This is a genomic window from Lentzea rhizosphaerae (genome assembly GCF_042649515.1).
In the GTDB taxonomy this organism is placed as follows: Bacteria; Actinomycetota; Actinomycetes; order Mycobacteriales; family Pseudonocardiaceae; genus Lentzea; species Lentzea aerocolonigenes.
The window spans coordinates 1-23,754 of record NZ_JBHRZI010000046.1 but is presented as its reverse complement, the minus strand read 5'-3'; the positions used below and the strand labels follow the sequence as shown (position 1 = coordinate 23,754).

23 protein-coding genes are annotated in these 23,754 nt (G+C 68.7%); 14 read left to right on the top strand and 9 right to left on the bottom strand.

Annotated elements, in window-relative coordinates:
• The first annotated feature begins 17 nt into the window (after nt 1-17).
• Nucleotides 18-1,097 (top strand): redox-regulated ATPase YchF, encoded by a 1,080-nt coding sequence (gene ychF, locus ACFOWZ_RS41895; RefSeq protein ID WP_382379554.1) that lies wholly within the window; start codon nt 18-20, stop codon nt 1,095-1,097.
• On the opposite strand, the gene ACFOWZ_RS41890 is transcribed toward ychF, so the two are convergent.
• Entirely contained in the window at nt 1,049-2,284 is a 1,236-nt protein-coding gene (locus ACFOWZ_RS41890; RefSeq protein ID WP_382379553.1) for a Shedu anti-phage system protein SduA domain-containing protein, read from the bottom strand. The two genes, ychF and ACFOWZ_RS41890, sit on opposite strands and share 49 nt — an antisense overlap.
• 119 nt (nt 2,285-2,403) lie before the next feature.
• Here ACFOWZ_RS41890 and ACFOWZ_RS41885 point away from each other — a divergent pair, with 119 nt between their 5' ends.
• The 3 genes from ACFOWZ_RS41885 (at nt 2,404) to ACFOWZ_RS41875 (ending at nt 6,855) form a co-directional block, all read left to right on the top strand.
• The gene (locus tag ACFOWZ_RS41885; protein WP_382379552.1) at nt 2,404-5,151 is read left to right on the top strand and encodes an AfsR/SARP family transcriptional regulator; all 2,748 of its coding nucleotides are present in this window, start codon (nt 2,404-2,406) and stop codon (nt 5,149-5,151) included.
• Nucleotides 5,152-5,207: 56 nt separating this feature from the next.
• Complete coding sequence (locus ACFOWZ_RS41880; protein ID WP_086662791.1) at nt 5,208-5,363, top strand: DUF6131 family protein; 156 nt, start codon at nt 5,208-5,210, stop codon at nt 5,361-5,363.
• A 277-nt stretch (nt 5,364-5,640) separates the two neighbouring features.
• Nucleotides 5,641-6,855, top strand: coding sequence for a mannosyltransferase (locus ACFOWZ_RS41875; protein WP_382379551.1), 1,215 nt, complete (start codon nt 5,641-5,643; stop codon nt 6,853-6,855).
• Here ACFOWZ_RS41875 and ACFOWZ_RS41870 read toward each other — a convergent pair.
• Nucleotides 6,772-7,755, bottom strand: a complete 984-nt coding sequence (locus ACFOWZ_RS41870; RefSeq protein WP_382379550.1) for a glycoside hydrolase family 88 protein — start codon at nt 7,753-7,755, stop codon at nt 6,772-6,774. The two genes, ACFOWZ_RS41875 and ACFOWZ_RS41870, sit on opposite strands and share 84 nt — an antisense overlap.
• Before the next feature lie 59 nt (nt 7,756-7,814).
• The gene (locus ACFOWZ_RS41865) at nt 7,815-8,108 is read right to left on the bottom strand and encodes a 4a-hydroxytetrahydrobiopterin dehydratase (protein ID WP_382379549.1); all 294 of its coding nucleotides are present in this window, start codon (nt 8,106-8,108) and stop codon (nt 7,815-7,817) included.
• A gap of 137 nt (nt 8,109-8,245) precedes the next feature.
• Between ACFOWZ_RS41865 and ACFOWZ_RS41860 the strand changes: the two genes are divergently transcribed.
• The 4 genes from ACFOWZ_RS41860 (at nt 8,246) to ACFOWZ_RS41845 (ending at nt 12,554) form a co-directional block, all read left to right on the top strand.
• Nucleotides 8,246-9,244, top strand: coding sequence for a thiamine ABC transporter substrate-binding protein (locus ACFOWZ_RS41860; RefSeq protein ID WP_382379548.1), 999 nt, complete (start codon nt 8,246-8,248; stop codon nt 9,242-9,244).
• Entirely contained in the window at nt 9,220-10,830 is a 1,611-nt protein-coding gene (locus ACFOWZ_RS41855; protein WP_382379766.1) for an ABC transporter permease, read from the top strand. The genes ACFOWZ_RS41860 and ACFOWZ_RS41855 overlap by 25 nt, the downstream gene beginning before the upstream one ends.
• Nucleotides 10,830-11,783 (top strand): ABC transporter ATP-binding protein, encoded by a 954-nt coding sequence (locus ACFOWZ_RS41850; protein ID WP_382379547.1) that lies wholly within the window; start codon nt 10,830-10,832, stop codon nt 11,781-11,783. Before ACFOWZ_RS41855 ends, ACFOWZ_RS41850 begins: the two co-directional genes overlap by 1 nt.
• 180 nt (nt 11,784-11,963) lie before the next feature.
• Nucleotides 11,964-12,554, top strand: coding sequence for an SDR family oxidoreductase (locus ACFOWZ_RS41845; protein WP_382379546.1), 591 nt, complete (start codon nt 11,964-11,966; stop codon nt 12,552-12,554).
• Nucleotides 12,555-12,612: 58 nt separating this feature from the next.
• Here ACFOWZ_RS41845 and ACFOWZ_RS41840 read toward each other — a convergent pair whose 3' ends face one another.
• The 3 genes from ACFOWZ_RS41840 to ACFOWZ_RS41830 are packed head-to-tail and all read right to left on the bottom strand — an operon-like array spanning nt 12,613 to nt 15,505.
• Nucleotides 12,613-13,416: an ABC transporter permease gene (locus ACFOWZ_RS41840; RefSeq protein WP_382379545.1), complete on the bottom strand. Its 804-nt coding sequence runs from the start codon at nt 13,414-13,416 to the stop codon at nt 12,613-12,615.
• Nucleotides 13,413-14,417: an ABC transporter ATP-binding protein gene (locus tag ACFOWZ_RS41835; RefSeq protein WP_382379544.1), complete on the bottom strand. Its 1,005-nt coding sequence runs from the start codon at nt 14,415-14,417 to the stop codon at nt 13,413-13,415. The genes ACFOWZ_RS41840 and ACFOWZ_RS41835 overlap by 4 nt, the downstream gene beginning before the upstream one ends.
• On the bottom strand, nt 14,414-15,505 hold the full coding sequence (locus tag ACFOWZ_RS41830) for a LolA family protein (protein WP_382379543.1): 1,092 nt from the start codon (nt 15,503-15,505) through the stop codon (nt 14,414-14,416). The genes ACFOWZ_RS41835 and ACFOWZ_RS41830 overlap by 4 nt, the downstream gene beginning before the upstream one ends.
• Before the next feature lie 179 nt (nt 15,506-15,684).
• On the opposite strand from ACFOWZ_RS41830, the gene ACFOWZ_RS41825 reads away from it, so the two are divergent.
• Genes ACFOWZ_RS41825 through ACFOWZ_RS41815 form a run of 3 tightly spaced genes read left to right on the top strand, consistent with a single transcriptional unit; the run spans nt 15,685 to nt 18,422 of the window.
• A complete protein-coding gene (locus ACFOWZ_RS41825; RefSeq protein WP_382379542.1) occupies nt 15,685-16,374 on the top strand; it encodes a response regulator transcription factor in 690 nt (229 codons plus the stop codon).
• A 50-nt stretch (nt 16,375-16,424) separates the two neighbouring features.
• Complete coding sequence (locus ACFOWZ_RS41820) at nt 16,425-17,630, top strand: sensor histidine kinase (RefSeq protein WP_382379541.1); 1,206 nt, start codon at nt 16,425-16,427, stop codon at nt 17,628-17,630.
• A 9-nt stretch (nt 17,631-17,639) separates the two neighbouring features.
• Nucleotides 17,640-18,422 (top strand): (deoxy)nucleoside triphosphate pyrophosphohydrolase, encoded by a 783-nt coding sequence (locus tag ACFOWZ_RS41815; RefSeq protein WP_382379540.1) that lies wholly within the window; start codon nt 17,640-17,642, stop codon nt 18,420-18,422.
• Here the strand turns inward: ACFOWZ_RS41815 and trpS are convergent.
• Complete coding sequence (gene trpS / locus ACFOWZ_RS41810) at nt 18,415-19,338, bottom strand: tryptophan--tRNA ligase (protein ID WP_382379539.1); 924 nt, start codon at nt 19,336-19,338, stop codon at nt 18,415-18,417. The two genes, ACFOWZ_RS41815 and trpS, sit on opposite strands and share 8 nt — an antisense overlap.
• Nucleotides 19,339-19,507: 169 nt before the next feature.
• Here trpS and ACFOWZ_RS41805 point away from each other — a divergent pair, with 169 nt between their 5' ends.
• On the top strand, nt 19,508-19,813 hold the full coding sequence (locus ACFOWZ_RS41805; protein ID WP_030472949.1) for a YciI family protein: 306 nt from the start codon (nt 19,508-19,510) through the stop codon (nt 19,811-19,813).
• On the opposite strand, the gene ACFOWZ_RS41800 is transcribed toward ACFOWZ_RS41805, so the two are convergent.
• Together ACFOWZ_RS41800 and ACFOWZ_RS41795 are read right to left on the bottom strand one after the other, a co-directional pair.
• Nucleotides 19,810-20,724, bottom strand: coding sequence for a S41 family peptidase (locus tag ACFOWZ_RS41800; protein ID WP_382379538.1), 915 nt, complete (start codon nt 20,722-20,724; stop codon nt 19,810-19,812). The genes ACFOWZ_RS41805 and ACFOWZ_RS41800 overlap by 4 nt on opposite strands.
• Nucleotides 20,724-20,879, bottom strand: a complete 156-nt coding sequence (locus ACFOWZ_RS41795) for a hypothetical protein (RefSeq protein ID WP_162185756.1) — start codon at nt 20,877-20,879, stop codon at nt 20,724-20,726. The genes ACFOWZ_RS41800 and ACFOWZ_RS41795 overlap by 1 nt, the downstream gene beginning before the upstream one ends.
• Nucleotides 20,880-21,045: 166 nt before the next feature.
• Here ACFOWZ_RS41795 and typA point away from each other — a divergent pair, with 166 nt between their 5' ends.
• Nucleotides 21,046-22,941: a translational GTPase TypA gene (typA, locus tag ACFOWZ_RS41790; RefSeq protein ID WP_382379537.1), complete on the top strand. Its 1,896-nt coding sequence runs from the start codon at nt 21,046-21,048 to the stop codon at nt 22,939-22,941.
• A gap of 450 nt (nt 22,942-23,391) precedes the next feature.
• The coding region (locus ACFOWZ_RS41785; protein WP_382379536.1) for a DUF222 domain-containing protein at nt 23,392-23,754 on the top strand (363 nt) is incomplete at its 3' end.

Sequence of the window (23,754 nt, the reverse complement as noted above, 5' to 3'; positions counted from 1 at the left end):
CCGTAGACTCGCTTCCCGTGAGTTTGACCCTCGGTATCGTCGGCCTGCCCAACGTCGGCAAGTCCACCCTCTTCAACGCGCTCACGCGCAACGACGTGCTCGCCGCGAACTACCCGTTCGCGACCATCGAGCCGAACGTGGGCGTCGTGCCGCTGCCGGACGCGCGCCTCACCAAGCTCGCCGAGATCTTCGGCTCCGAGCGCGAGGTGCCCGCCGTCGTGTCGTTCGTCGACATCGCGGGCATCGTCAAGGGCGCGTCGGAGGGCGAGGGCCTCGGCAACAAGTTCCTCGCCAACATCCGCGAGGCCAACGCGATCTGCCAGGTCATCCGAGTCTTCGACGACCCGGACGTCGTGCACGTCGACGGCCGCGTGGACCCGTCGAGCGACATCGAGACGATCAACACCGAGCTGATCCTCGCCGACCTCCAGACCCTCGAGAAGGCCATTCCGAGGATCGAGAAGGAGGCGCGGATGCAGAAGGACCGCCGCGCCGCCGTGGAGAACGCGAAGAAGGCCAAGGAGATCCTCGACTCCGGCCGCACCCTGTTCTCCGCGCAGTCCGAAGTGGACGGCGAACTGCTGCGCGAGCTCTCGCTGCTCACCACCAAGCCGTTCCTCTACGTCTTCAACGCCGACGAGGGCGTGCTGAGCGACGAGGCCCGCATGAAGGAGCTGCGCGAGCTGGTGGCCCCGGCCGACGCGGTGTTCCTGGACGCCAAGGTCGAGTCGGAGCTGCTGGAGCTGGACGAGGAGTCGGCGCGCGAGCTGCTGGAGTCGATCGGCCAGCACGAGCCGGGCTTGCACTCGTTGGCGCGTGCGGGTTTCCACACGCTGGGTCTGCAGACGTACCTGACGGCGGGTCCGAAGGAAGCTCGGGCGTGGACGATTCCGCAGGGTGCGACGGCGCCGCAGGCTGCGGGTGTGATTCACACGGACTTCGAGAAGGGCTTCATCAAGGCCGAGGTCGTGTCGTTCGACGACCTGGTGGCGGCTGGGTCGAAGGCGGACGCGAAGGCCGCCGGCAAGGTTCGGATGGAAGGCAAGGACTACGTGATGGTCGACGGTGACGTGGTGGAGTTCCGCTTCAACGTCTGATCGTCCAGGAGCAACGAGCGCTCTGCGGCATCCAGCAACTCCTTGTAGGTGAGCACCTCGACACGGGTGAGGTGCGCGTTCTGGATGCGCAGGGCCTCGTTGACGGTCGCTTCGGGAACGTCGGGCTGGAACTGCGGGTGTCCGATCAGCACGATGGCGTTGGCGCGCCGGGCGTCGATCGCGAACTCGGCGACGACCTCGTTCCTGTTCTCGTCGAGCGCACACAGGTAGTTCAACGCCTGGCTGACCCCGGCGTGGACGTCGGCGGTCGCCACCCACGCGCCGCGGTGCCGTTTGACGACCCGCTCGTTCGCGCGCTTCAACTCGACCACGCACAAGGTGCCGTCCGGGCGCAGCAGCGGGATGTCCAGCTCGTCACCTGGCACGAGACGGCGGTGTCGCGCTTCGCCGACGAATCGCCCTCCGAAGATCCACAGCTGATCGCGCAACGCGCGGTGGATGTCGTGCTCGGACGAGTCGGGGTCCTCGATCACCGCGCGCAGGTTCGTCAGGCCGCTGTGCCTGCGCTTCAGTTCCATCGCCTGGATGAGCACCTCCCCGCCCTCGTCGGCGGCGAGGGCGGCCAGTGCGGCGGGGTTCGTGACGATCTTCCGTGCGGCTTCGTCGACGTCCTCGACGTCGATGCGGTCGGCGAGGACCGCGGTGATCCACGCCGCGCTTTCGGCGCGTCCTCGTACCAGCCGGTATCGACCTGGCCGTTCCGCCGGAGCGTCCATGAACGGGATGTCGAGCTCGAGTGACCGCAGGTGGTTGACGACCTCGTCGCCGGTCGCGGAGGGGTGCTCCTGCAAGAACTCCTCGCAGATCTTCCTGCTGTACTCCACGGTGGTCTGGAGCATGGTCCCGAGGAAGCTCAGGTTGAGGTCGCTGCGCTTGTCGCGGAACAGCGGGTAGCGGTCCTCCATGTCCCGCTTGAACTTGCGGCCCTCGGCGTAGTCGATGCCGTCGCGCAGGCGCTGAACGACGGACTCGTCCTCGGTCCGCTCGGCGAGATCGAGCGCGGCCTGCATGAGCTCGACCAGGTGCCTGCCGCCCCGGCGACCGCTCTTGCCGCTGTTCATGTGGGTGAGAGCGTCGACGATCGAGTCTCGTGCGTCGCTGTCGTCGCAAGCATCTCTGGCTTGCTCCAGCATGATCTCCAAGGTCCAGTCGGATCTGATCGCCATCGCCGTAGTCTGTCGTACCTGATCAACCCAGCGCGGCCGTGCACAGCACCGAAGCCACCCACAGCGCTGTTCTGCTCACTCCCCGCATGTCCGAAGGCCGGCAGCCCAACCGTGCTCGCGTGGACAGTGCGCCGCATCTCGCGCGCCTAGACTTCGGCGGTGTGATCGTCGAGTACCGCGTGCTGGGCCAGTTGGAGGTGCTGCTCGACGGCGAGCCCGTCGTCGTGCCCGCGGGCAGGGGCCGGGTGCTGCTCGCCACCCTGCTGTTGCGCGCCAACGAGTTCGTGCCGATCGACCAGCTCGTGGACCGCATCTGGGACGGTGCGCCGCCGGCACCGGACCGCGCGCACAAGACGTTGCAGACGGTCGTGCTGCGCCTCAGGCAGGCGCTCGGCGCGGCCAACTGCGTCAGGACGGTGTCGGGCGGGTACAGCGCGCAGGTCGAACCCCACCAGCTCGACCTCGCCCGTTTCCGCGCGCTGGCCGGGCAGGGCCAGTTCCGAGCGGCGCTCCAGCTGTGGCGGGGACCGGTGCTGGCCGACGTCCGGTCCGAGTCGTTGCACCACGAGGACGTGCCGCGGCTGGTCGAGGAGCAGCTCGTCGCGCTCGAACGCCGGATCGACGACGACCTCACCCGCGCCACGGACGTGCTGGTGCCCGAACTTCGGTCGTTGGTCCAGAAGCACCCGCTGCGGGAGACGTTCTGGGCGCAGCTGATGCTCGCCCTGCACCGCGCCGGGCAGCAGGCCGAGGCCTTGGCCGCGTACCAGGAGATCCGCGAGCTGCTGGCCGAGGAGCTGGGCGCGAGCCCCGGGCAACGGCTGCGTGAGGCGCACGAACAGGTGCTGCGCGGTGAAGCCCCACTCGTGGTGCCGCGCCAGCTCCCTCCCGCACCTCCGCACTTCGTCGGTCGCGAGGACGAACTGAAGCGGCTCACCGAGACGCTCGCCGCCCGGCCGGGAGAGCCGCTGCTGATCTCCGCGATCAACGGCATCGGCGGCGTCGGCAAGACCGCCCTCGCGCTGCAGTGGGCGCACCAGGTCGCCGACTGCTTCCCGGACGGTCAGCTCCACGCCAACCTGCGCGGCTTCGACACCGGCGCCGAGCCGCTGAACCCGGCCGCGGTCGCCCGCGACTTCCTGCTCGCGCTCGGCGTGCCGGCGAAGGACGTGCCGTCGTCGAGGGAGGCGTTGATCGCGTCGTACCGGTCCGAGCTGGCACGGCGGCGGGTGCTGCTGGTGCTGGACAACGCGAGGGACGTCGAACAGGTCCGTCCGTTGCTGCCGGGTGGCACCGCGAGTCTGGTCCTGATCACCAGTCGCAACCGCCTGAGCGGTCTCGTCGCGCGGGAGGGCGCGCGGCCAGTCGCGGTCGATGTGCTGGACGAGCAGGCCGCGGTCGCGCTCCTGGCCGAACGGATCGGTGCGGCGCGGGTGAACGCGGAGCCCGGCGCGGTGGCACGGCTGGTCGAACGGTGTGCGGGGTTGCCGCTGGCGCTCGGCATCGTCGCCGCACGGGCGGCCTACGGGGACTCGCTCACCGTGCTGGCGGACGAACTGGACCAGGAACGGCTCGACGCGCTCGACATCGATGATCCGCGGACCGGCATCAGGTCCGTCTTCTCCTGGTCGCTGCGCTCCGTCGGCGAGGCCGCGGCGGAGGTGTTCGTGTTGCTGGGCCTGCATCCCGGGCCGGACGTCACGGTCGCCGCCGTCGCCAGCCTCGCCGCACTGTCGCTCACCGAGGCGCGGAAAGCGCTGAACGAGCTCGTCGCGGGCAGTCTGGCGAGCGCGCTGGGCGCCGGCCGGTTCGCCCTGCACGACCTGCTCCGGGACTACGCCGCGGAACGTGCCGCCGAGCTGCCACCGGCACGGCACGCGGAGGCACAGCGGCGGATGTTCGACCACTACGTCCACAGCTCGCTCGCCGCCTGGCGAATGATTTCCAACGTGACCGCCGAGCAGGCCGGCGGACTGCCGGTGCGGGGTGCGCTGGTCGTCGCCCCAGCGGACTACGACGCCGCCCAGGAGTGGTTCGCCGCGGAAATCCGGGTGTTGCTGTCCGTTGTTTCCCGGGCGGAGGCCGCAGGGGCGGACGACGCCATCTGGCGGTTGGCCCTGTCGCTGCACCTGATCCTGTTGTTCAGCGGTGATCTGCGAGAGGCCGAAGCGGTCGAGCAACGAGGGCTTCTCGCCGCCCAGCGGCTGGGTGACCGGTGGGCAGAGGCGCGCCTGCACCGCTGCCTCGCCGCGACCTGCATCGGCCTGCGTGCTCTGCCGCAGGCGGTGAGTCACCTCGAGGCAGCGCTGCGCTACGAAAGCGAGTTCGGCCCCCTTCCGGAGGAGTCGAACCTCCTGCGCGGCCTGTCCTTCGTCTACGAGCTGCAGGGACGCAGGCAGGACGCGCTCAGGGTGCTGGAGGAGTTCCAGCCGAAGGCCGCCGGTCTGCGGGGGAGCCTGGAGGAAGCCAACTACCTCAGCGCGCTCGGGTTCGCTCATCACAAGGTGGGTGAGCACGAACAAGCGTTGAAAGCCTGCAGTCGTGCGACTGCGCTGTTCGACCGGTTCCCCGACCAGATGCCCACCGAGGCCCGCGCCACCGCGTTCGAGACCCTGGGTGCCATCCACTTCGAGCTCAGCCGTCACGCGGAGTCGATCGACAGTTACCGGGAGGCCATCGGGCTGCTGCGGCAGATGAAGGCCGTGAAAGACCTGGCGGTGTCGCTCGTCAACCTGGCCAAGGTCCACCTCGCCACCGGAGACGCCGGGAGTGCTCGTGGCCACCTCGTCGAAGCGGAGTCCATCTACCTGCAGTTGGGGCGGCCTGAGCTCGCGGACGTGCGAGAACTTCTCTCTTCACTCGATTAGGTTTGTACCGACCTCTGTGGGGTAGCCCAGAGAAGGATTCCCCACCTGGAGGTGTCATGATCGTTCTCGGTCTGATCCTGCTCGTCGTCGGATGGCTGGCTGGCATCAGCATCCTGACGACCATCGGAGTAGTGCTTCTGGTGATCGGCGCGATCCTGGCCGTGCTCGGCGCGGTCGGCAAGCCGGTCGGTGGACGCGCGCACTACTTCTAAGGCCGCCTGAGCGTCCGGTTCCCACTGAGGAACCACGAAGGGGGAGCCTCCACAGTGGAGGCTCCCCCTTCGTGTTGTCTTACAACGGTTTTACACGTTGTTCTTCGCGCGTGCGGCAGCTGCGAACACTCCGAACGCGACCCCCAGCATGGCCAGAGCGGCGACAGCGGCAACAACAAGATCAACAGACATGATCAGAAAAACTCCCTCTTGCGATCTCTCCCGTCCCTATGACGCCGGGGTACCCGCAAACGTTGCCTCGGGTAACGTTTTCGGGGTGAAACTCCGTGCTGTGGAAGCGCGTGTGCTCTCCGTAGCACCGTGGCTGCTCGCCCTGTCGGTCGTCGGGCATCTGTTCATGGTCGCGTTCCAGACGAAGATGACCATGATCGACCTGCTGGTCTACCGGAACGGGTCGCCGCACCTCTTCAAGGGTGACCTGTACGAGTGGCGGCTCGACCAGTACGCGGACGTGTTCCCGCTGCCGTTCACGTACCCGCCGTTCGCGGCCGCGATCTTCACGCCGATGAGCTGGATCCCGTGGGAGGCGTCCCGCTGGGTCTGGCAGCTGATCTGTCTCGGCTGCCTGTACTTCATCGTGCGCACGAGCCTCAAGCTGCTGAAGCTGAACGACCCGCGCCGCGCGATGTTCTGGACCGCGCTGGTGCTGTGGATCGAGCCGGTGCGCACCACGCTCAACTACGGCCAGATCAACCTGGTGCTGTGCGCGATCCTGATCGGCACGCTCGCCAGTGCGCGGAACTGGGTCGGCGGCGCCGGTGTGGGTTTCACCGCGGGCATCAAGCTGACGCCCGCGATCTCCGGGCTCTTCTTCCTGATCCAACGGCGGTGGATGGCCGCCGTGTGGTCGTTCGTGGCCTTCGTCGTCGTGTACGGCATCGGCTGGGCGATCTCGCCCGCGCAGTCCGACAAGTTCTGGTTCCAGCTGCTCGGTGACGCGAGCCGCGTCGGGCCGGTCGGCAGTGCGATCAACCAGTCGATGCGCGGCGCGTTGAGCCGGACCTTCGGCTACGACGTCAAGACCGGGCCCATCTACATCGTCGCCGTGCTCGTGGCGGCGGCGCTGACGTGGTTCGCGGTCAGCAAGACCAAGGACGTGCTCGCGTTGATCGTGAGCGTCCAGATGCTCGGCCTGCTGGTCTCGCCGATCTCGTGGAGCCACCACTGGGTGTGGATGGTGCCCGCCCTGCTGTGGCTGATCTACGAGGGCGGACACCTCCTGTGCAAGATCACCGCCGGTCTCTGGGTGGTGCTGACCGGCGGCTACCTGATCTCGTTCCTGCTGCTCGCCCAGCCGAACATCTGGGACTTCCCGCGGCCGTGGATCTTCGTGCTGCTCGGCTGGGGCTATCCGGCCGCGGGCGTGCTCACGCTGGTGGCGATCGGTCTAGCAACCCGGCGTCAGCGGGACGAGCTGCTGACCGGCGAGGAGGAAGCTGCCGACGGCGAACCCAGCCGAGTCTCCGGCTGAGGCGGGCTTCCACGAGTTGCGGGCCGCCGTCCAGCCGAGCAGGCCGTCGGCGTCGAGCGCGGTCTGGAGCGCCTGCCAGCCCTTCTGCACGTGCGGCAGGTAGGTGTCCTTGTCGAGGACGCCCGCGTTGATGCCCGCGGCGAACGCATAGGTGATCATCGCCGTGGCCGCCGAGTCCTTGCCGGTGGCGCCCCAGAACCCGTCGTGGCGCTGCAGGTACCGCAGCGTGTGCGCGCTCTTGCGCAGGGTCTTGGCGTAGTCGGCGCGGTACGGGTTGTCCTTCGGCAACGCCAGGATCGCCTTGGCGAGACCCTGCACGGCCCAGCCGTTGGTTTGCACATTCAGGCTCCACAGGCCCGTGAGCTCGTTGAACGTGCGCTTCTTGAGGCTGCGGTACGACCGGTAGGAGTAGTCGAGCAGGTCCTGGTCGAGGTCGCGCACGGCGACCTCGGTGAAGGACGGCAGCGACATGGTCAGCGCGTCCGGCGACTTCCAGTAGTCGACCTTCCCGGTCTTCGCCTGGGCCCGCAGGTTGTCCCGCAACGGCTGGAGCACCTCGGGCTCCGGGTGGAAGAACGACACGGCGAGGTAGGCCTCACCGCTCGCCTGCGGGTCCGGGGCGTACGGGTTCGCCGGGTCGAGGGGCAGCAGGAACTTGTTGGCCTGCACCCACGGCCACGTCTTGTGGTTGCTGATCCCGGTCGTCCGGACCTGCGCGATGTTGCCCGTGTGGAAGTTCGCGTTGGACCAGTTGTTCGCCTTGAGGTCGGTGCCCTTGGTGACCCACGCCGTACTGGCCTTGATCATCACGTCCGTCACGGCACAGGGCACGGCCTGCGCGGCCGCCGGAGCGATCAGAAGACTGCCTGCCAGCGCCACGACGGAAAGTGGTGTGCGCAACCGCATGAGGGTGTTCCCTCTCATATCCGCGGGCGGCGGCAGCGCACATCTTGACCGAATCAGGCCAACGCGTCCAGGACCCCGTCGATTTCCTCGGCGAGAGACACGTCGAGCGCGGTGATTCCTCCCTTGTAGTGAGTGCTCAGGCGAAATGTCAGGGTCTTGTAGCGAATGTCGACGTCAGGGTGGTGGTTGTCGTTCTCCGCGATCTCCGCGACCCGGTTCACGACCATGATCGCCTGCGCGAAGCTCGCCAGTTCCACGGTCCGGACCAGGGTCGCGTCCTGGGCGGTCCAGTCGGGCAGCTTGGGCAGCACGTCGTTCAGCTGATCGTCGCTCAACAGCTCGGCCATGTCCTGATCGTCCCACCACGTCACGTAAGCTGCGCGTTTGCCACGGGAGTCCGGTGAAGCGCCGGGCTGAGAGGAGGGCTCGCAAGCCCTCGACCGTCCACCTGATCCGGGTCATACCGGCGTAGGGAGAGATTGACGTGAGAAGGATTTTTGCTGTTCTCGCCGCTGTCGCGCTGACCGGTTGTTCGGCCGGTACGTCGACCGCGCCGCAGACGCACGAGGTCACTCTGGTGACGCACGACTCGTTCGCGGTCAAGGAGGGCCTCCTGGACGAGTTCCAGAAGGCCAGCGGCATCACCGTGAAGCAGATCGCTTCGGGTGACGCCGGCGAGCTCACGAACAAGCTGGTGCTCACCAAGGCCAACCCGATCGGCGACATCGCGTTCGGCGTCGACTCGACGTTCGCCTCGCGGGCGCTGTCCGAGGGCGTGTTCGCCGAGTACGCCTCGCCGGAGGCCTCGAAGGGCGCGCAGCGGTACAAGGCCGACGACTCGAACCGGCTGCAGGCCGTCGACGTCGGTGACGTGTGCCTGAACATCGACCCGGCGAAGCTCGGCGGGGTCGAGCCGACCTCGTACGAGGACCTGATCGACCCGAAGTTCAAGGACAAGCTGGTCGTGGAGAACCCGGCCACGTCCTCGCCGGGGCTCGCGTTCCTGCTCGGCACGATCGCGAAGTTCGGCGAGAACGGCTGGCAGGACTACTGGACCAAGCTCAAGGCCAACGGCGTCAAGGTCGTGAGCGGCTGGGAAGAGGCCTACAACCAGGAGTTCTCGGCCACGAAGGGCACGCGGCCCATCGTGGTGTCCTACGCCTCGTCGCCGTCGGCGGAGGGCGGCAAGACCAAGGCCGTGCTCGGCACCTGCTACCGCCAGGTCGAGTACGCCGGGGTGCTGTCCGGGGCGAAGAACCCGGAGGACGCGAAGAAGGTCCTCGACTTCCTGCTGGGCGAGAAGTTCCAGGCCCAGGTCGCCGAGCAGATGTACGTCTACCCGTCGCGCGAGGGCGTCGCGCTGCCCGAGTCGTGGGCCAAGGACGCGCCGTTGCCCACGAACCCGCAGACGCTGCCCGCGGACAAGGTGAAGGACAACCGCGAAGCGTGGGTCGAGCAGTGGCGCAAGCTCGTGCAGGGCTGATCACGGCTCGTTCTGGCTGGTCAGCGGCGGCCCTGCTGCCGCTGGCCTTCCTGGCCCTGTTCTTCGCCTGGCCGGTCCTGGCCATCGTCACCCTCGGCCTGCGCGAGGGCGGCGTGCTCGACGCGGTGTTCTCCGGGGAGACCTGGGAGCTCGTCGGCTTCACCCTCGGGCAGGCTCTGGCGTCGACGGTCGTGGCAGTCGTCGCCGGGCTGCCCGTGGCGTTCGTGCTCGCGCGCTGCCGCCTGCGCGGGCTCGGGTTCGTGCGCGCGGCCGTGATGGTGCCGTTCGTGCTGCCGACAGTGGTGGTGGGCCTGGCCTTCCGCACGTTCTGGCCGGACGGCGGGGTGCTGCCGATCGTGCTGGCCAACGCTTTCTTCAACGTCGCCGTCGTCGCACGAACCGTCGGCGGGCTCTGGGCGCACACGGATCGACGGGCCGAGGACGCGGCCCGTGCTTTGGGCGCCTCACGGCCGCGCGCGTTCCTGTCGGTGGTGCTGCCCGCGCTGGCGCCCGCGATCGGGTCGGCCGCGGCGGTCGTGTTCCTGTTCTGCGCCACCAGTTTCGGTGTGGTCCTGGTGCTGGGCGGATCGCGGTACCGGACGCTGGAGACCGAGATCTACCTGCGGACGGTCGAGCTGTTCGACCTGTCGGGGGCGGCGGCGCTGTCGTTGCTCCAGTTCGCCGCGGTGCTCGCCGTGCTGGTGCTGGGGGCCCTCGCCCGGCGCCGGCGGGAGACCGCGTTGTCGTTGCGCGGCAGGGAAGAGCTGGCGCGGCGGCCGTCCGGTGGCGAGTGGTACGTCGTGGCCGTGGCGTTCGGTGTCGTGGTCGCGCTGCTGACGCCGGTCGTCGGGCTGGTGACGCGGTCACTGTCCACTCGGGACGGCTGGAGCTTCGCGGGCTACGCGGCGCTGGCGTCCCGAGGTGATCGCGGCACGCTCGCGGTGACCGGGATCGACGCCGCGCTGAACTCGGTGCGAACCGCGTTCGACGCGACGCTGGTGGCGTTGGTGGTCGGGGTGTTCTCGGCGGTGGTGCTGGTCGGGTTGCGGAGGTCGGGATCACGGATCTCCGAGGTGCTCGACACGGCGTTGATGCTGCCTCTCGGGGTGTCCGCGGTGACGGTCGGCTTCGGTTACCTGGTCACGATGGACGCGTTGCCCGGTGACTTCCGGACCTCGCCGATGCTGGTGCCGCTGGCGCAGGCGTTGGTGGTGACGCCGTTGATCGTGCGGATGGTGCTGCCGGTGTTGCGGGCCGTCGACGAACGGCTGCGGCAGGCGGCGGCGACGCTGGGCGCTTCGCCGTGGCGCGTGTGGCGCGAGGTGGACCTGCCGCTGGTCGGCCGTTCGCTGGCGGCGGCGGCCGGGTTCGGGTACGTGGTGGCACTGGGGGAGTTCGGGGCGACGAGCTTCCTCGCGCGACCGGACGCGCCGACGTTGCCGGTGGTGATCGCGCGGCTGATGTCGCGGCCGGGGGAGTTGAACAGCCAGATGGCGTACGCGGCGTGCGCGCTGCTGATGGTCGTCACGGTCGGGTGCGTGCTGCTGATCGAACGGTTGCGCGTGCCGAGCAGCGGGGAGTTCTGATGGCGCTGGAACTGGACTCGATCACCGTCCGATATGGACAGACGGTCGCGGTGTCGGACGTGTCGCTGTCCGTCGCCGACGGGGAGGTCGTGGCGCTGCTCGGGCCGTCCGGGTGCGGGAAGTCGACGTTGCTGCGCACGATCGCGGGCCTGGAGAAGCCTTCTTCCGGTGCTGTGCGGTGGGATTCGCGTGATCTGGCCGGCGTTCCGGTGCACCGGCGCGAGTTCGGGCTGGTCTTCCAGGACGGGCAGCTGTTCCCGCACCGGTCGGTCGCGGGGAACGTGGCGTTCGGGCTGCGGATGCAGAAGGTCGAGCGCGAGTCGCGGGACAAGCGGGTGCTGTCGCTGCTGGAACTGGTCGGCCTCGAGGGGTATGCCGACCGCCGGGTGACGCAGCTGTCCGGCGGCGAGCAGCAACGGGTGGCGCTGGCGCGGGCGTTGGCGCCGTCACCGCGGTTGCTGCTGCTGGACGAACCCTTGTCGGCGCTGGACCGGGCGTTGCGCGAGCAGCTCGCGGTGGACCTGGCGCGGCTGCTGCGGGAGGCTCGGACCACCGCGCTGGTCGTGACGCACGACCACGACGAGGCGTTCACGCTGGCCGACCGGGTGGCGATCATGTCGCGCGGCCGGATCGTCCAGGTCGGACCACCGGCAGAGGTGTGGTCGTCGCCGGTCGACGTGGAGACCGCGAAGTTCCTGGGATGCAACAAGTTCGTGCCGGGGTCGTTCGTGGGGCTCTCCGCTGGACGGGTCGGGCTGCGGGCCACGGCGTTGCGGGTGGCCGATTCCGGCCCGTTGGAGGGCACGGTGCTGGAGCGGGTGCACCGGCGTGATCACGTGCGGTTGCTGGTGGAGATCGACGGCGAGGAGTTCGAGGCCGTCGGGCCCATGACCGAGGTCGGGGACCGGGTGCGGCTCGAAATCGACTTGGACGGCGTCGCTCGAATCGGTTAGCTGGGAGCCCTATGGGATCTCTTGATGGACGAGTGGCGCTCGTCACCGGAGTGAGCAGGCGGCAGGGCATCGGCTACGCGATCGCATCCCGGCTGGCGGGGCTGGGCGCTGATCTGTTCGTGCAGCACCACGTCGCGCACGACGCCTCGCAGCCGTGGGGCGCGGACTCGATCGAGGCGGGTGATCGACGGCATCGACGGCAGGGTCGAGCACCTCGGTCTCGATCTGACGGCTCCCGATGCGCCGGACCAGCTGGTGGCGGCCGCGGTCGAGGTGTACGGGCGCGTCGACGTGCTGGTGTGCAACCACGCGCTGAGCGGGTCGGACGGACCGTTGGGCGAGCTGGACGCGGCCATGCTGGACAGGCACTACGCGGTGAACACGAGGTCGTCGATCCTGCTGGCGCAAGCGTTTGCCCGGCAGCACGACGGCGCGCCGGGCGGGCGGGTCGTGTTCATGACGTCCGGGCAGAACCTCGGGCCGATGCCCAGCGAGGTCGCGTACGCGGCGTCGAAGGGTGCGCTGGTGGGGATCATGCCGACGCTGTCGCACCACCTGATCAGGCAGGGGATCGCGGTCAACGCCGTGAACCCCGGCCCGACGGACACCGGTTACGCGAGCGCCCAGACACACGAGTGGGTGCGGGAGCGGATGTCGCTCGGCCGCTGGGGCCAGCCGGACGACGCCGCCCGGCTGGTCTCCTGGCTGTGCACCGACGACGCCGGGTGGATCACCGGTCAGGTGATCAACAGCGAAGGCGGTTTCCGCTGAAAGTGATGAACGGCGCATTCGTCCACCTCACGTGGACAAATGCGCCGTTCATCGAGAACTAGTTGTCCTTGGTGATCAGGCGCATCGCGGCGAGGCCCGTCCCGATCAGCAGGTAGCAGCCCGCGAGCAGCGTGCTGTCCCAGATCTGGTCGAACGGGATCGGGTCCCGCATCACGTCGATCAGGCCGGGGAAACCGGTCGTGATCAGGAACGGGTGCAGCCAGTCGAGCGACGGGAACTGACCCAGCACCTGGAACACGATGATCGTCGTCATCGTCGCCGCCTGCACCACCAGCGGGTGCTCGGTGGCCGAGCTGACGGCGAGGGCGACCGCGCCGATCGACACCATCTGGAACGTCACCAGCAGGATGAACAAGGCGATGCGCACCAGGCCCTCAGCGGTGCTGAGGGTGGTGCCGGACAGCGTCATCATGCCGTCCGTGCCGAGGAACGCGGTGCCCGCGATGATGCCCACGACCGCCATCAGCGTGACGGCGAACAGCGACATCGCGGTCAGCCCGAACAGCTTCACGAACAGCAGCCGCACCCGTGACACAGGCGCGACCAGCAGGCCGCGCAACGTGCCGTGCTGCGCCTCGCCCGCGAGGCCGTCCGCCGCCCAGATCGAGGCGACCAGCGGCAGCAGCAGGTTGAGCGACAGGAACAGCGTGAAGATGGGCACGACCATGCCGTTGCCCTGCAGAATCGCGGAGAGTCCCGGACCGCCGCCACCGTCCTCGCCGGCGGTCCAGATGCCGAAGCTGATGATGATCGGCACCAGGACGAGCCCGAACAGACCGATGATCGTCCGGGGCCTGCGCAGCATCCAGCGCACCTCGGAACCGAACTGACGCGTGATCATCGCGAGCCCCCGTCCAGGGTGTCCACAGCGGCCATTCCGCGCTCGGCCTCCTCGGCCTCGGTGAGCCGCGCGAACAGCTCCTCCAGACCGGTCTTCCACCGGGTGGCCTCGTAGACGCCGACGCCCGCCTTGACGAGCGTCTCGATCACCTGCGGCGCTGACGTTCCCGCGAGCTCGACGCGCAGGCCCTCGCCCAGCGGTCGTGCGGAGATCTTGGCCTGCCGCAGTGCGCCCAGCGCCGTCTCGACGTCCGGGGTGATCACCTGCAGCGCCGAGCCGCCCGCCTGCAGCAGCTCGGTCAGCTCTCCCTGCGCCACCACGGTTCCGCGGTGCAGGACGGCGACGTGCGTGCAGGTCGCCTCGACCTCGCTCAGCAGGTGGCTGGAGACGAGGACCGTGCTGCCCTGCCCGTGCAGCTCCGCGATGATCTTGCGGATCTCCCTGGTGCCCGCCGGGTCGAGGCCGTTCGTCGGCTCGTCCAGCACGACCAGCTTGCGCGGCACGAGCAACGCCCCGGCCAGGCCGAGACGTTGCTTCATGCCGAGCGAGTACCCCCGGTACCTGCGGTGGGCCGCCTGCGCGAGCCCGACGCGTTCGAGAGCGTCCTCCACGGCCTGCTTGATCTGCTTCTTCGGCAGGAGAGGCTCGAACGCGGCACAGCGGATGAGGTTCTCCCGCCCGCTGAGGAACGGGTGGAACCCCGGACCCTCGACCAGCGCGCCCACGTGCGGCAGCGCCTGCTCGACCCCGTCCGGAAGACGTTGACCGAGCAGCTCGATCTCCCCCTGCGTGGGGCGGACCAACCCGAGCAGCATCCGGATCGTGGTCGTCTTGCCCGACCCGTTGGGGCCGAGCATGCCGAGCACGGCTCCTTCCGGCAGCTCGAGGTCGACGCGGTCCACGGCGACCGTGCTCCCGTACTCCTTGCGCAGACCCTTGGTCCGCGCGGCGACAGCGTGTGTTGTCGGCGCTGTCACCGGCGCGCTGGTCGAGGTGGTCACTTCACCTGTCCGATCGTGTCGAACAGCACCTGCTCGGGCACGGCACCCGCGACCACGCGGCCGTCGTCCGCGATCAGGATCGTGGCGACCTTGGTCGTGAACAGCTTGCCGCTGCCCCAGTTCCCGCTCACCTTCTTGGTGAACCGGTCGACCAGGCCCTGCGCCTCGGCCGGCACCTGGGTCATGGCGTCAGCCGGGATCCTCGCCCCGACGACCGTGTCCCAGCCCGTGCCGAAGATCTGCGGGTTCTCACCCTGCAGCGCCTGCTCGACGCCGACCTCGGGCTTGTGCCTCTGCTGCTCTTCCTTGGCCTCCGGGGTGGTGACCTTGGCGCCCGACGGCGGCGTGAACTCGAACAGCTTCGAGTCCTGCGGGCCGACGTTGATCTGGCTGAAGCCGACCTGACCCACCGGCTCCGCGGTGCCGTTGGTCAGCACGGCGACGCGCAGCGGCATCTTGAGCTCGGAGTCGACGGCGATCCTGACCTCGCGGACCAGCGTCTTCTCGCTGGCCTTCGGGGTGAGGACGAGCTCGTAGGCGGCGCGGTTGGCCACCCGTGCCGTGCCGTCCACGGAGATGTCGCTGAACTCCTTGGTCTTGGCGACGATCTCCTTGGCGGCGGTCGCGGGGTCGATCGACTTCTCGGGCGTGCCCTTCTGGCCCGACTGGTCCTTCTGGTCCTTCGACTGGTCCGGCTTGTGCTCGGACTTGGTGACCTCGTTGTCCTGAGAGTTCCAGGACCACGTGGTGGTGCCGTCGTCGACGATCGTCTGCTCGGACTGGCCGTTCGGGAGGGCCAGGCGGAGCTTGCCGTTGCCGTCGGTCCAGATCCTGGCGCTGTGCTTGCCGTCTGCCAGTTGCGGGATCTCGGCGATCGACGGGAGGCCCAGTTTGTTGTCTACCTCGATCGTGCCGCCGAATGCGCCTGGTTTGCTGGTCAGGACCTGTTCTACCAGCGTTTCCGGGGCGATGTTCGGCAGGGAAGGTGGCTGGCCTGCGCCTGCGGGCATGGCCAGCAGGCTCAGGCCTGCTGCGCCGGTGAGCACGCCGGCCGCTGCTGCGGCCAGGGTCACCTTTCGGTTGTTCATCTGTTGTCCCCTCCTCCAAGGGCTTGTGACTACTAGCTTGGGGTGGGGTTGCTGAGATGGTGCTGAGACTACTCTGAGCTGGGGGTTTGCGCGGGTTTCCGGGTGCTTGCTGAGAGTCGGCTGAGATCATTCGCGCGGCTGAGAGCCGTGCGCGGCATGCTGTGCGTGTGAAGCCTCGAGTGCTGGTCGTGGACGACGAGGTCGGCGTGCGCCGGGCGTTGGAGCGTGGGCTGGCCGCTGAGGGGATGGAGGTCGTCACGGCCTCTGACGGGCCCACCGCTTTGCGGGTGGCGTTGACCGGGGCCTTTGATGTCGTGTTGTTGGACATCATGTTGCCCGGGTTGTCCGGGTACCGGATTTTGCAGCGCATGCGGGCCGATGGGGTGCGGACGCCTGTGTTGATGGTGTCGGCCAAGGACGGGGAGATCGATCAGGCCGATGGGCTGGATCTCGGGGCCGATGGGTACCTGGTCAAGCCGTTCAGTTTTGTGGTGTTGGTGGCGCAGGTGCGGGCCCTGTTGCGGCGTGGGGGTGGGGCTCGGCGGCGGTTGACGCTCGGGAGTTTGGTGATCGACCGGGGGTTGCGCGAGGTCAGTTGGGGTGGGCAGGACGTGTCGTTGAGCCCGCGGGAGTACGCGGTGCTGGACGTGTTGGCTTCTCGGGCTGGGTCTGTGGTGACCAAGGACGAGTTGTTGCGGACTGTTTGGGGGGACGAGCAGGCCGCCACGCGGAATGCGGTTGAGGTTTACGTGGGGTACCTCAGGCGGAAGTTGGAGGCTGTGGGGGCTGGGGAGGTCGTTCGGACCATTCGGGGGCACGGGTACATCGCGTCCACTCCGGACCTCGACAGCGCACTGGGGAATCGGTGAACCCTCGCCGCTGGTGGTTTCGGCGGACGCTGCGGTTTCGGATCACCGTGGTGGCCACCGGGGTGGCGTTGTTGTGCTTGCTGGCGTTCACCGGGCTGGCGCCCGCGTTGATCGGGCTGGTCCAGATCACGGCTGTGGATCAGGAGCTGGAGAAGTCGCCGCCGCGAGTGCTGGACGTGTCGGGGGTGCCTGTCGACGGGGAGGCTCCGCTTCCGTTGACGGCTCAGGACATTCGGACGTTGAAGTCCGGGCAACCCGTGTTGCGGCTGGACGGGGAGTCTGCGCACCGGTTCCGGGGGCGGGTGGTGTTCGCGGAGGACGGGACGCCTCGGCTCGAGGTGTACGGGAGCACGTTGCTCGGGTACGAGAACGCCAACACGTTGGGGACTCGGTGGTTGGCCGTTGCGGCTGTGCTGGTGGCGGGGCTGGTGGGGATCGCCACCTGGTTGGCTGTGCGGTCGTCGTTGCGGCCGGTGGAGCGGATGCGGGTGGCTGCGGGGGAGTTGCCGCACGGGGAGCGGTTGCCGGTGCCGCCGTCGCGGGACGAGTTGCAGGCGTTGGCCGAGGCGTTGAACGCGTTGCTGGCTCGGCGGGACGAGGCAACGGAGCGGTTGCGGCGGTTCACGGGGGACGCCGCGCACGAGCTGCGGTCGCCGGTTGCCTCGGTGCGGGCGCAGGCCGAGGTGGCGGTGGCGCATCCCGATCCGGACTTTTCGATCGAGGTGCTGGAGTCGGTGGTCGAGGAGTCGATCCGGCTCAGTGCGCTGGTGGACTCGTTGCTGATCCTGGCTCGGGCGGACACCGGGGCGCCGCCTCGGGCCGAGGCGGTGGATCTCGTGCTGGAGGCCGAGGCGGCCATCGCGCGGCTCGACACCGAGTTGCTGGTGCGGTTGAGCGCTCCGCCGTCGGCCTGTCTGGTGTCGGCGGCGCGGTCCGAGGTCGAGCTGGTGCTGGACAACCTGTTGCGCAACGCGGCGCGGTACGCGTACTCGACGATCACGTTGACATTGGTGCCGGTGGGGCGGGACGTGCGGTTGCTCGTGGACGACGACGGGCACGGGATTCCCGTTGAGCACCGGGCGAAGGTCTTCGACAGGTTCTACCGGGTGGAGGAAGATCGCGGGCGGCGGTCGGGTGGGTTCGGGCTCGGGCTCGCGCTGGTGGCGCACCTCGTGCAGCGGCGTGGCGGGTCGGTGCGGGCGGCGGAGTCACCTGCCGGTGGTGCGCGTTTTGAGATCCGCTGGCCTTCCTGGTAGTCAACGGTGGTGCCAGAGTTGCGAGCGTCGGCGCTGGTCGACGCGCCTGTTGCCGTCGTTGCCGGTGCCCTGCTGGACACCTCGCTGATCGCGGGGTTCGGGGTGAAGGTGGCGGGTCCCCTGCTGTGCCTGGGAGATGTGCTCACCGGGCCGTTCGGGGTGAAGCTGACGGTCACCCGCGCTGATTTGTCCGGTGTGTCCGCCGCCGGGGATTTTCTGGAGCTGCACACGGATCTCGTGGTCACCGGGGCCGGGACGATGGTGATCGACCGCGTCGCCTGGACGACCGTCGGTGGTGTGGTCGGGCGGTTCGCGGACGTCACGGTCGGGCGCGGGATGGCGTTGCGGGTGCTGCAGAAGCGGTCGGCGCTGCTCGCGGAACGGTCCAGGGAGCTCGGCGAGGCCAGGCTCGTGGTCGGGGCGGCGATCGTCCGGAGTGGACGGTTGCTCGCGCAGCAACGGTCCTATCCGGAGAGTCACGCGGGGCAGTGGGAACTTCCCGGCGGACGGGTCGAGGACGGCGAGAAGCCGGAGGAGGCGCTGGTTCGCGAGTGCGTCGAGGAGCTCGGCGTGAGCGTCGTCGTCGGCGAGCAGGTCGGGCCGGACGTGCCGTTGCGCAAGGACATGGTGCTGCGGATCTTCGCCGCCGAGTTGGCGGAGCTCGACGGCGATGAGCCGGAAGCGTTGGAGCACAACGCTGTCCGGTGGCTCACCGCCGCCGAGCTGCCGGTGACGGACTGGCTGCCCGCGGACCGGGTGCTGGTGCCGGCCCTTCAGGAGCTCCTCAACTGAGCCCGGAGAGGCGCAGCGCCGCGTCCAGCCGGTGCTGGGCGCGGTCACGGGCTCTGTCCGCACCCGCCGAACGGATGCGGTCCAGCTCCGCCGGGTCGGCGAGGAGCTCCAGCGTCCGGTCGCGCACGGGACGCAGCTCCTCGATCACGGCCTCGGCCACGACGTTCTTGAGCTCGGAGAACCTGCTCGTGTAGTCCTCGGGTTCCTTGCCGGTGCAGGAGGCGAGGATCTCGGTCAGGTTCTCGATGCCCTCCGTGGACGAGACGGCGCGCCGGACCTTGCGGCGCACCAGGTCCGGCTCGTCGAGCACGAACACGACGCCCGCGGAGTTCTGCGCGGACTTGTCCATCTTGCGCGCGGGGTCCGAGAGGTCCTTGATCCGCGCGCCCACCTTCGGCACGACCGCGGTGGGGACGATGAACGCGTCCCCGTACGCGTTGTTGAAGCGCCGGGCGAGCGCGCGGGCCAGCTCGACGTGTTGGAGCTGGTCCTCGCCGACCGGCACCTCCGCGGTGCCCTGCAGCAGGATGTCCGCCGCCATCAGCACCGGGTAGGTGAGCAGGCTGAGGCGCACGGACTCGCGCCCGAGCGACTTCTCCTTGAACTGGATCATCCGCGCGGCCTCGCCGTAGGTGCAGGTGCACTCCAGCACCCAGTTGAGGGCTCCCAGCTCGCGGATCAGGTCGCTCTGCACGCACACGCTCGCCGGGTCGATGCCGGACGCGACCAGCACGGCGAGCTGTTCGCGCGTCATGGATCGCAGTCGTTGCGGGTTGTGCGACGACGTCATCGCGTGCAGGTCGCTGATGAAGTAGACGTCCTCGTGGGTGCCCTCACGAGCCCAGGTCCGCAGCGCCCCCAGGTAGTTGCCCAGGTGGACCTGGCCGGAGGGAGTGATCGCGGAGAGCCTGATCATGGTGGTGGTCCTTTCGTGGAGGACCGCCCGGACGAAACGCACAAAAAAGCCGCCCGTCTCGGGCGGCCTGTGAACGAGTCAGCGCACAGCTACTCCGGCCGCCTGGAAGCGGCCCGCCAGAAGGCGTTCAGAGTGCGCACGATCACCAGTATAGGACTACCGTTGAGGGATGTTCATCGTGCTGCTGAAGTACGTCGCGCCACTGGAACAGATCGACTACGCCCTGCCCGACCACCGCGAGTGGGTCGAGAAGCAGTACGAGCGGGGTTACTTCCTCGCTTCCGGGCGTCAGGTGCCGAGGGTCGGCGGCGTGATCATCACGCGGCCCATGCCCCGCGGGAAGCTCGAAGCGCTGCTCGCGACGGACCCGTGGGCCTCGCAGAACCTGGTGAAGTACGAGATCACCGAGTTCGAGGCGACGCGGACGGCGCCGGAGCTCGTGAAGCTGAACGAGGCCGTGGCGCTGCAGCACTAGCGCCGCGTGGCCAGCCACTCGATCGCCGCGTCGAGCGCTTTGCGACTGTCGACGGCTGTGTGCGGGGCGATCGGGGCGTTGCCGTACGCCCGGCCGGTGCGGTCGACCATGTGCCCCACGGTGATTGCGAGCCGCGCGCCATCGGGCAGTTCGAAACTGTTGTTGGCCGTGGCGAAGCCCGTCGTCGGTTCGCCGAAGCTGCGTGCGTTCGCCGCGCCGGTGAACGAGATCAGGACCGCCTCACCCGAGCTCGCGGTCTGGCCGTCGACCAGCACCGCCACCGGTCCGTCGACCGCGGCCGGCATCTTCACCTGCGGGAATGCGACTTCGTCACCGTTGTAGACGTGACCGTCCCGGACACCCCAGTCCCCGATGCCGCCGCGCGGGCCGACGAACGACCCCGTCCTGCCTTCGCCCAGCAACGGCGCGACCACCGTGAGCATCGGGTGCATGTCGCCGCCACCGTTGCCGCGCAGGTCGACGACCCAGCTCCGCGGCCGGGCGGCGAGGAGATCGCCGAACACGCGCCGGCCGGCATCGACGTACGCCTCGCCGTGGTCCGACGAGACCGACGGGATCCGCAGGTACGCGGTGGTGCCGATCATCCGGCCGTCCGGGGTGGTGCCGACCGTGGACGGCGCGCCGCCGGCAGCCGAGGCGTCCAGGAAGGTGTGCGAGTTGCCGAGCCGGGCGATCACCCGGTTGATGGCGCGATAGGTGTCGGCGGGCCGTTGGGCGTGCGCGATGTCACGGTGAGCTTGGGCACGTAGCCGCGGCCAGTCGGCTTTCGGGCTCTCCACCGAGTGCTGCTGCAGCAGGTCGAGTGCGGTGTCGAGATACGCGCGGGGTGCGGAGACGGGTTCACCGGCGGTGACGATCAACAGCAGCACAGCCAGGAACGCCAGCCGCATCAGGCGGCCTTCTTCAGGGCCTTCTTGGCCGCCTTCGCTGCCTTCTTCGCCGCCTTCTTGCGGGCCTTGTCACGCTCCTTGAGCAGGAACGGCACGGGGCAGCGCTTGCACTGGGGCTTCGACCTGCAGCACTTCTTCTTGAGCTTCTTACCCACTGGTTGCACTCCACTCCGACACGTGTCGCCAGAGTAGGTGAGGCTCACTTCACTCGGCACACTTGTGTGGTAATGCCGACGCAACCGGTAGTATCAGCAGCGGCCCTGCGCATCGAAGTGTCCGGCGCGAGCCCCTCCAACGCCTTCGAAGCTCTAGGAGTTCTGCGTGCCCACGGCCACCGCGTCTGCCCTTCAGACGCGCACCGACCTGCGAAATGTAGCGATCGTCGCGCACGTCGACCACGGCAAGACCACCCTGGTCGACGCCATGCTGCGCCAGTCCGGCGCCTTCTCCGCGCGTGCCGAGCTCGTCGACCGGGTCATGGACTCCGGCGAGCTCGAGCGTGAGAAGGGCATCACGATCCTCGCCAAGAACACGGCTGTGCGTCGCCACACGCCGGACGGCGACGTGATCATCAACGTCGTCGACACCCCCGGCCACGCCGACTTCGGCGGCGAGGTCGAGCGCGCGCTGTCGATGGTGGACGGTGTCGTCCTGCTCGTCGACGCGTCCGAGGGCCCGCTGCCCCAGACGCGCTTCGTGCTGCGCAAGACCCTGGCCGCCGGCCTGCCGGTGATCCTGCTGGTCAACAAGGTCGACCGCCCCGACGCCCGGATCTCCGAGGTCGTCGAGGAAGCCCACGACCTGCTGCTCGACTTGGCCACCGAGGTCGGCGCCGACGAGTCCGTCCTGGACCTGCCGGTCGTCTACGCCTCCGCGCGCGCCGGTCGTGCCTCGCTCACCCAGCCCGAGGACGGCGGCCTGCCGGACGAGGAGAACCTCGACACCCTGTTCCAGGTGCTGCTCGAGCACATCCCCGCGCCGAAGGTCGACGTGGACGGCCCGCTGCAGGCGCTCGTCACGAACCTCGACGCGTCGACGTTCCTCGGCCGCATCGCGCTGTGCCGCATCCACCAGGGCACGCTGCGCAAGGGCGAGACCGTGGCGTGGTGCCGCGAGGACGGCGAGCCCGTCAAGGTCCGCATCACCGAGCTGCTGATCACGGAGGCGCTGGACCGTCAGCCCGCCGAGGTCGCCCGCGCGGGTGACCTGGTCGCCATCGCCGGCATCCCGGACATCACCATCGGTGACACGCTGGCCGACGCCGAGGCCCCGGTCGCGCTGCCCCGCATCACGGTCGACGAGCCCGCGATCTCGATGACCGTCGGTGTGAACACGTCGCCTCTGGCGGGTCGCAACGGCGGCACCAAGCTCACCGCCCGCATGCTCAAGTCGCGTCTCGACTCCGAGCTGATCGGCAACGTGTCCGTGCGCGTCCTCCCGACCGAGCGCCCGGACACCTGGGAGGTGCAGGGCCGCGGCGAGCTGGCGCTGGCCATCCTGGTCGAGCAGATGCGCCGCGAGGGCTTCGAGCTGACCGTGGGCAAGCCCCAGGTGGTCACTCGCACGGTCGACGGCAAGGTCCACGAGCCGTTCGAGCGCCTGTCCGTCGACTGCCCCGAGGAGCACCTCGGCGCCGTCACGCAGCTGCTGGCCAACCGCAAGGGCCGCATGGAGAACATGTCGGGCCACGGCACCGGCCGCATCAAGCTCGACTACGTGGTCCCGTCGCGAGGCCTGATCGGCTTCCGGACTGAATTCTTGACGGAAACCCGCGGCACCGGCATCGCCAACGCCGTGTCCGAGGGCTACGGCCCGTGGGCGGGCGAGATCCGCACCCGCCACAACGGCTCCCTGGTGGCCGACCGCTCCGGCTCGATCACCGCCTACGCGATGATCCAGCTGGCCGACCGCGGCACCTTCTTCGTGGAGCCGGGCGCCGACGCCTACGAGGGCATGGTCGTGGGCGAGAACCCGCGCGCCGAGGACCTCGACGTCAACGTCACCCGCGAGAAGAAGCTCACCAACATGCGCTCCTCCACGGCCGACGTGATGGAGACCCTGGCCCGCCCGCGCAAGCTGTCGCTGGAAGAGGCCCTGGAGTTCTGCGCCTTCGACGAGTGCGTGGAGGTGGCACCGGAGGTCGTGCGCGTCCGCAAGGTGACGCTGGACGCGAACCTGCGTGGGCGTGAGCGGTCGCGGTTGAAGCAGCGCGGCTGATCGCTGTTCGTTACGCCTTGACGGGGCGGCTGGGCTTTGGCCTGGCCGCCCTTTGTCGTGTTCTGGGGCTGTTCGGGTCGCGTTCCAGCGTGGTTGCGTTGGTTTTGTGACGAGCTTTGGTTGCGTCATCGCCGCTTCGCGACGATTGCGATTGGGGCTTGACTTCGGGGCCCTTGCGAGGCGCTCATCGGCCTTAAAAAGCCGGGCAATAAGAGCCCGGCCGATCCAACCAGCATAGCACCTCGCACCCAAAGTCAAGCCCCAATCGCAAGCGTGCGTGGTCCCGTTTGTTGTTCGGCTTCCGTCATTACCGCTTGCCTGCGTTCGCATAGGTCTGTCCGGCTCGCCTTCGGCATCGCGTTCCCGGTGGGGGTGGCGGTTGGGCGATTCACTCGATAGTGTCCGACATTTCCCGTTATCTTGTCGTGATCTTGCGGTAGATTAGAACACGTGATCGAAACCCGGCTCCTCCCCACTGACGAGCTGCTTCGCAGTGTCGTCAGCAAGGTGACGGAGATTCGGGTGCGCGAGAACGAGGTGATGCAGGAAATCGCCGAGCTCGAACGGCGCGGAGCCGCCAGCGAGCTGGGGTACAAGGATTTGCCGCGTGTGTTGCGGCATGCTGTCCGCTGGGATCTCACCACCGCCAGGCGCTGGATCGCCAATGCCGCGTTGCTGACCAACGAGATCACCCCGACCGGCAGCGAACTCGCCCCGGCGCTTCCGCTCACGGCCGAGGCGGTGGCCGAGGGTGCGCTGTCGGTCGAGCACGTCGCAGCAGTCGCCGAGATCATGAAGACCGTGCCCGCCGAA

Excerpts from the sequence above, each read along its gene's own strand:
- trpS (WP_382379539.1), bottom strand. The coding sequence starts at position 19,338 with ATGATCAGGCTCTCCGCGATCACTCCCTCCGGCCAGGTCCACCTGGGC.
- ACFOWZ_RS41865 (WP_382379549.1), bottom strand. The coding sequence starts at position 8,108 with ATGGCCGAGCTGTTGAGCGACGATCAGCTGAACGACGTGCTGCCCAAG.
- ACFOWZ_RS41890 (WP_382379553.1), bottom strand. The coding sequence starts at position 2,284 with ATGGCGATCAGATCCGACTGGACCTTGGAGATCATGCTGGAGCAAGCC.
- ACFOWZ_RS41840 (WP_382379545.1), bottom strand. The coding sequence starts at position 13,416 with ATGATCACGCGTCAGTTCGGTTCCGAGGTGCGCTGGATGCTGCGCAGG.
- ACFOWZ_RS41880 (WP_086662791.1), top strand. The coding sequence starts at position 5,208 with ATGATCGTTCTCGGTCTGATCCTGCTCGTCGTCGGATGGCTGGCTGGC.
- ACFOWZ_RS41830 (WP_382379543.1), bottom strand. The coding sequence starts at position 15,505 with ATGAACAACCGAAAGGTGACCCTGGCCGCAGCAGCGGCCGGCGTGCTC.
- ACFOWZ_RS41850 (WP_382379547.1), top strand. The coding sequence starts at position 10,830 with ATGGCGCTGGAACTGGACTCGATCACCGTCCGATATGGACAGACGGTC.
- ACFOWZ_RS41800 (WP_382379538.1), bottom strand. The coding sequence starts at position 20,724 with ATGCGGCTGGCGTTCCTGGCTGTGCTGCTGTTGATCGTCACCGCCGGT.
- ACFOWZ_RS41805 (WP_030472949.1), top strand. The coding sequence starts at position 19,508 with ATGTTCATCGTGCTGCTGAAGTACGTCGCGCCACTGGAACAGATCGAC.